A 6,718-nucleotide genomic window follows, 5' to 3' on the forward strand; every position below is an offset into this window, starting at 1 on the left:
AACGAGATTTCGGGAGATTTCGGGAGTTTCGAGATCCGGTGCCCGTGGGGAGGGCCATGCAGCAGATGCGCTGGACCGTGGGGGGGCGAATCAAGCGCTTGCGGGAGGCCAGGGGCCTTTCGCGGCGTGAGGTCGCGGATCAACTGCAGGTCGACGTGACCGCAGTTGCGGCGTGGGAAGCGGCCAAATACCTGCCGCGCGATGGAAGCCGCCTGCGGCTTGCGCAGGTGCTCGGCGTCGATTTGGAGACGCTTTTTCATGCAGACGCGGACCGGAATGCGCCGCCCATTGCAGCAGCGCTTGTCGATACGATCGAACATCTGCCCGACATGCTCGTCGAGCTCACCCAGCGCACACGGCAGAAGCTCCGGGCGCTTCGCCTTGCCGCGCCCTACACGACCGCCGCCTATGTCCAGCAGGAGTGGCGCACGCTGGTTTCGGAGCGGTTGTTGTCCGGCACGCTGGAGGTGCAGCGCATCGAGATTTTCTACGACCTCCGGCGGCTTCAAGAGACGCTCTCGAATATTCTTCGTTACGATGGCCGCGCCTACTACATCAAGAGCTATTGCCCCGGACTGACCGAGGTCGTTCCCGCGATGGGCGGCTATTTCTTCGACGACGAGGAGTTCCTGTTAGGTGCGTATTGGACGGGCGTTCCTCCGCAGCGCCGACCGGGACTCCGCGTGTCCGGTGCCCCTTTCCGGGACTTTTTCGAGGCGTACTGGGACGAAATCTGGCGGAGGGGCACACTGCTCAACATCCGCGGAGCCCACGATTTATCCGCCGTTCGAACGGTTGCGCTTCAGCTTGGGCTGCCGCCGAGGAAGTGGAAATCGTTTGTCGAGGAAGCATCGGAGTTCAAGATCGGCGATGGCGCACCGCCACTCGTCTGACACCGTCCGACCATGTGGTTTCCCCGGAGCCTATCGGTGTCTTCACCCCTGAAGCGAACGCCTGGATGCGAACCATCCACGACTGCATGCCCGTGATCCTGCCCGATGGGGTGTAGCTGGCATGGTTCCATCAAACCGCCGCATCGCCCACTTGGACATGGACGCCTTCTTCGCCTCGGTGGAGTTGCTGCGCTATCCCGAACTGCGCGGCCTGCCCGTGGTGGTGGGGGGCCGCCATGACTGGCATCCCACCCTCCAGGCCGACGGCACCCACCGCTTTGCCCGGCTGCGCGCGTACGTCGGCCGGGGTGTGGTGACCACCTCCACCTACGAAGCCCGAGCCTTCGGCGTGTTCTCCGGCATGGGCATGATGCAAGCCGCCCAGCTCGCCCCGGACGCCATCCTGCTGCCGGCCAATTTCGAGGCCTATCGCCATCACTCGGCCTTGTTCAAAGCGGCGGTGGCCCAGATCGCCCCGCAGATCGAAGACCGCGGCATCGACGAGATCTACATCGACCTCACCGACCTGCCGGGAGAAGCCCATACCCTGGCCGTGCGCATCAAGCAGGCCGTGCACCAAGCCACGGGGCTGACGTGCTCCATCGGCATCACCCCCAACAAGCTGCTGTCGAAGATGGCCTCGGAACTGGACAAGCCCGACGGCATCACCATCCTGACCGAGACGGACATGCCCACGCGCATCGGGCCACTCTCGGTCAGCAAGGTGGGCGGCATCGGTCCCAAGGCGACGCTCAAACTCAACGATCTTGGCATCCACACCCTGGCCGATCTGGCAGGGGCCGATGCCGGTGTGTTGCAGCAGCACTTCGGTGCCACCTATGCCGCGTGGCTGCAGGATGTGGCGCAAGGCATCGACGACCGCCCGGTCGTCACGGTCCGCGAGACCAAGTCCGTCAGCCGCGAGACCACCTTCGAGCGCGATCTGCATCCCCGTCATGACCGTGCCGCCCTCTCGGCGGTGTTCACCGAACTCTGCCAGCGCCTGGCGGATGATCTGCAGCGCAAGGGCTTGGTCAGTCGCACCATCGGCATCAAGCTGCGCTTCGAGGACTTCCGCACGGTGACGCGGGATTTGTCGTTGGTGGTGCCGACCGATGAAACACAAGTGATTCGCCGTGCGGCAGGGCAGTGCCTCAAGCGGATTGAACTGCAGGGGCGGATACGGCTGCTGGGGGTGCGGGCATCAGGGCTGAGGACAGCGCAAGAACTGGAACATGCAGGGCGGCCATTGCAGCGGGAGCTGGAATGGGTTGATGGGGGATGAGGCGGGCAGAATGCCTGCCAGGTGAGAGAAATCGGCGAGAGCTGAAATGCGATCATTGACAGGTGATCGACCACTGCTGCCGTTGGGCGTGGCTTGTGGCGGCGGCCGCTATGCTTCGGCCAGCGGTAACCTGAGGCATCGATCTCTAAGAGTCGGCTTCGCGCGTCTGCGAACTGGCGCTCTCGACCCTCGCCGATCACTCGAATGAGCCCAACAACTGGGGCTACTTTCGGTAGGACAACAGTCCTTCACTGCACTATGGATGGTCTCGAACAAATCCTGCCCCCACGAACATCGCAACCCACCAAGGCTAACGACATATTGCACGAAGCACTCTGTGATCGACGAACGTAGTCAATGCGCTCCCATCGGAGAACATTGGGTGGAGTCACCTTCGGGGTCGATAGAAAATATCCGCGCGATCAACTTGCAAATGGACACATCGACAGATCTCGCGCGAAAAAATACTCGAGACATCCTGCCCTGACCGCAGTGTTGATCTCGGCGACGTTCGCCTCAAGGATGGTCCCGTCCGGGGCAGGTCCTACGAGGGCCAGTCGCGGCGAGAGAGGGATGATCGTGTGTACCGGAATGTCCGGCACGATGAACTCCCCACTCTGCGCATGAATGACGCCCCAACTGTCGATGGCTGCAAGGTCGCGCGCATAGTTGGTCATACGCATGCGTAACTGCACGCCATTTAGTTGACGGGCTGGCATTTTTCCTCCCGCGCGCGCGTACAGGTAACCGTTCTTCTCGAGGTTTTCTTCCTCGGCCAGCGTTAGTTCGTTGCCCTCAACCCCATACAAATGGACTACCTGCTCGTCGAGTCGCCTGTAGCGCGCCCGCATGTACCAAAGTGCGAACATGCTGTCGATGTCGCGCTTCTGCGAGGCAGCGATCGAGTTGTCCTTGCCGTGAAGGACCGGCAGAACGATCGCCTGAAACCTATCCTCGATATGTTTCATGTGCATTTCGGTTGGCTGGTCCCAAACTCGCATTGCACAGAAAAATTGGTCATCGGGCTTCGCGTGGCGATGCTTGTTCCTGAGCATGTCGAACACGGCCACCTGGCGGCGCTGACCGACAAAGGGCTCTATGCAGCGCACTGGAAAAACATGTTGCTTGATCGTCAGCGCGTTGGGATTCTTGGGCTGTGTCTTTTCCGGCCGGCTGCCCGTCGCTCGCGGCTTGGCGACAGACTCAGCCAGTAGGCCCAGCGTCTTACCCATGACGGCAGCCGCAGCGTTGCTTGAGTTCGGATCATTCTCCTTGCAAGCAATTCTGATGACCGGCATATTCTCAATTCAATGGAAGGAGGTCCAACCTGCATTTTAGAGCGGATAACAAAATGGCTTTGAGGGGGATCTGCGTCTGGCACTTAGCTTGCAAGCCAAAGTCCCTGCTGAAAGCCGTTCGGCGCTTTCCCGGATAAGGTGGACGCTGATTTCGACATAGTGGTCGCCGCAAAATACCGTGCCCAATGGCAGCCCAAGGCCGAGTTGCCATCACTTGTCGGTCCTCGGCCGAAGCGGTCGTCAAAGGCTGCCTGATCGAGGGGCAAGTCCCGGCCAGGATGCGGTCATCCTGGGGCTAATTATCGAAGTGCAACTCACTTCCTTATGAAACCCCTCGTCTCCGGAAATATTCGCATAAACGCTGGTGCCGGGGATCTTGTGCGAGCTGTGGCGTAGCTCCCACGATCTCATCCAAACATTGCCCCAATTCCTGAGAGGCCCAGGGCTGGTTGGCAATCACGGTATGGAGCAATTGCAGCGCATTCGCCGGGAATCCGATGCACAAACCCGATTCATGCAGCAGATGCACGACGTAATCCGGGTGTTCAATTGGTTGCAGCCAGTCTTGCACCGCCGCCAAAGCAGCGGGAAACTCAGATCGGGCAGCGATTACAAGCCGAGTCAATGATTCGGCGATTCGCGGAGTGGCAAGGTTGCGGGCCTTGGGCCAAACGTATTTCCAGAACGGCTGAACACGGTTCTTCCAATAGTCTTCTCGCTGATCGTCGATTCCTTCAAGCGCCTGATAGAGCGCCTGCGCGGATTCCTCCAGCCCTTCTTGAGGCAACGCTCCAATCGCGGATCGGAACTCATCCACGTTGTAGCCATCGGTCGGCCCCAGTGCCGCGTAAGTCAGGAAGGCCGCGAGCTGTTGGCGGGGTTCACCTAAGTCGGCGTAGTGGTTTGCGCTATCCAGGAGCTGCGGTTTGAACGCAATCAACAAGGGGTGGTACAAACGTGGCGACCACAGGAAACCTTCCCATACAGCTTTCGCTTCGCCCGGATTGACCCAACTGAACAGGGGCAACAGGTATTGCTCGGTCCAAGCTCGATCCACGCGGAAGAGGGCGATTATTTGCGCTCCCAGCAATACACGGCCGTGACGGAATCGGGCCACATGCACATTGCACAGTTCAGTGAAGAAGGGGCTGATGTCCGCTGGAAGGCCATCGTTGTCGTTCGGTTTCCGTTTGAACCACAGGTTGATCAGCGCCTGCGTGACATGCCCGACTGGGTGGTTGATGGCCTCGGTCACAGGTTGGTCAATCGGCTCGCCATTGCGCGTCATTCTGTTGCCGGCTTCCAACTGCAGGCCTAGGACGCGGCGGCATAGGTTTAGAAGAATTTCCTCGTGTCGATCAAGCGATTTGGAGGCAACCTCGATCCACCTCGTCGCAGCGTGGGCAATCTCCTGAATGATGCTGTCGGGCATGGTTTGCACCAGTGGTGCAGCGTATCGCCAGGATCGGCAAACCAAGATGTCTTCGCTCCAGACATGCAATGCCTCTCGCCATCGCCGGGCCGGCCACTGGCCGTCGCCAGCCAGATCGCACAGGGCGAAAAGGCTGTGGAAGAAGCGGGTGCGGCAGACGTCGTGCCACGTGTCTTCATAGAAGGGTCTTCGTTCGGGAAGTGGTTTTTTGAGCCATAGAACGAGATCGCCTCGCTTGCCGGGTGCGATGTCAATATCCCGGCTGTTTTCATAGTCCGGATCGCCGGTGCCGCTCATCCAGTGAGAAAACTCCTCACGCTCATTGGTCGTCAACTTCCATTGGGGATGTGTATTGGTCAGTTCCGCTAGGCGTGCCGCTGCGGGCGTGCCCAGTGCGATGCCTGATTCGTTCAGTTTGGCCAGATTCAGCCACACTGAACGCGCAACCAAGTCTTGCCACTGGTCAAACTCGAGATCGCCGCGGTGCCTTTCGCCTGGCGGCCCGGCCAAGATGGCGGTCTCCAGACGTTCCTGAGTGACGCCTGCTAGTTGATCCCCCTGAAGAACCAATAGCCGCAACACCTCCCGCCTGGTATCTGTGGCCCACAACCACCAGGCGCCATCTGCCAATAGCCAATCCACCCACGGCTCGGGAACAATGCAAGCCCCCTTGCTGGCAGCAAACAACGCAAGTCGCTTGAAGGTGAGATATGGCAGATCGAACCACGCTAAGGCAATCCGTGTAGCGCGAGCGCTGTCAATACTGTGAACCGCCAGCCACGCATCGCGCAGCAACTCGATCAAGATTACCCAGTCACGGAAGCCTCGGTTCTGCCAGTGTGGGGTGATGGAAGGTAGATCCCAGTGGGATCGGTCATGGCGGCCATCTGCCTCACCCAACTCGCGTAAGAGGTCGAGCGCATCAACGAGCAGTTGCTGAAGGTCCTCCAGCAGCAGGGGCAAGGCACATGTCCAGCGTTCGTCGGCAAAGTCGCGCATTGCCGAATACACGCCATCGGCGGCCAGCATCAGGTCCCAGTCCACCAACGACTTGATTCGCGAGGGTTCGTCCGTGTTCGCTTCATCGTCGCCCCAGCGAAACGGCTTCTTCAATGACACCTGGGGCGTAAGCAGATCGCGCAACTCCAACCGCAGCGTGGTAGTCAATCCCTCCCGTTTCAGGCGGCCTTGCCATCGATAGATTCCGGGATTGCTTCCGGGATTGCTCCACGGTGATTTTACCCGTCCGCTGAGCAATAGCCGCCATAGCGCGCGCATCAAGGTGCCGGGGATGGCCTTGGGTGCGTGAAAGCGGATTTCATCCAACTCGGCGGCCTTACCTTCGCACTCCTTGGAGGCAAATTCACTCAGCTTGCCTTCGATCAGCCACGCCAAGCGGTGGTGCAACTGGCCGCCACGTTGCGCGATCCAGATGATCAGCCTTGGGTCATCCAGGTGGCGCACCAGCCAGCGGGCCAGATGAAGCATCACGTCATCCCACTGGCTACCGGTGGTACCACCGGTAGCCAGCAGCATCGGCGGTGCGTGGTCATAGGACGTCGGCCGGCGAATCAGGCTGAAGCGCAATTGGGTGTCCACCTCGTCGCGTGGTGGCACCCCAAAACGGGCCAGATCGCTGTGCTGAAAGCGCTCGTCCGAGAAGGCTTCCAGAAGCCAGTCCAGCGACGGGACGGGGTTGAAGTCAGCAAAGTGTTTGGCCGGCAGTCCCGACTTATCCGACAAGGCCCACAACATCCGGCCGACAAAGTCGTCTTGCTGTGTACTCGCCGATGGCCTTGCCAGGGCATTA

Annotated in this window: 4 protein-coding genes; 2 read left to right on the forward strand and 2 right to left on the reverse strand. The window is 60.1% G+C overall.

The genetic code is table 11. From position 1 onward, the window contains the following. Positions 1-56: 56 nt before the first annotated feature. Both ACYCUK_RS15405 and dinB read left to right on the forward strand, forming a co-directional pair. Positions 57-893, forward strand: coding sequence for a helix-turn-helix domain-containing protein (locus tag ACYCUK_RS15405; RefSeq protein ID WP_461595582.1), 837 nt, complete (start codon positions 57-59; stop codon positions 891-893). Between the two features lie 121 nt (positions 894-1,014). Further along, positions 1,015-2,178, forward strand: coding sequence for a DNA polymerase IV (gene dinB, locus ACYCUK_RS15410; protein ID WP_461595583.1), 1,164 nt, complete (start codon positions 1,015-1,017; stop codon positions 2,176-2,178). A gap of 422 nt (positions 2,179-2,600) precedes the next feature. On the opposite strand, the gene ACYCUK_RS15415 is transcribed toward dinB, so the two are convergent. Together ACYCUK_RS15415 and dsr1 are read right to left on the reverse strand one after the other, a co-directional pair. Beyond that, positions 2,601-3,410, reverse strand: coding sequence for a hypothetical protein (locus ACYCUK_RS15415; protein ID WP_461595584.1), 810 nt, complete (start codon positions 3,408-3,410; stop codon positions 2,601-2,603). Positions 3,411-3,798: 388 nt separating this feature from the next. Beyond that, positions 3,799-6,718 (reverse strand): anti-phage defense-associated sirtuin Dsr1 (gene dsr1 / locus ACYCUK_RS15420; protein WP_461595585.1); only part of this gene is annotated, 2,920 nt, incomplete at its 5' end.

Source organism: Thiomonas sp. (assembly GCF_054608695.1).

Bases quoted from the DNA above. Each gene is read 5' to 3' on its own strand.
- ACYCUK_RS15405 (WP_461595582.1), top strand. From the start codon at position 57: ATGCAGCAGATGCGCTGGACCGTGGGGGGGCGAATCAAGCGCTTGCGG.
- dinB (WP_461595583.1), top strand. From the start codon at position 1,015: ATGGTTCCATCAAACCGCCGCATCGCCCACTTGGACATGGACGCCTTC.
- ACYCUK_RS15415 (WP_461595584.1), bottom strand. From the start codon at position 3,410: ATGGGTAAGACGCTGGGCCTACTGGCTGAGTCTGTCGCCAAGCCGCGA.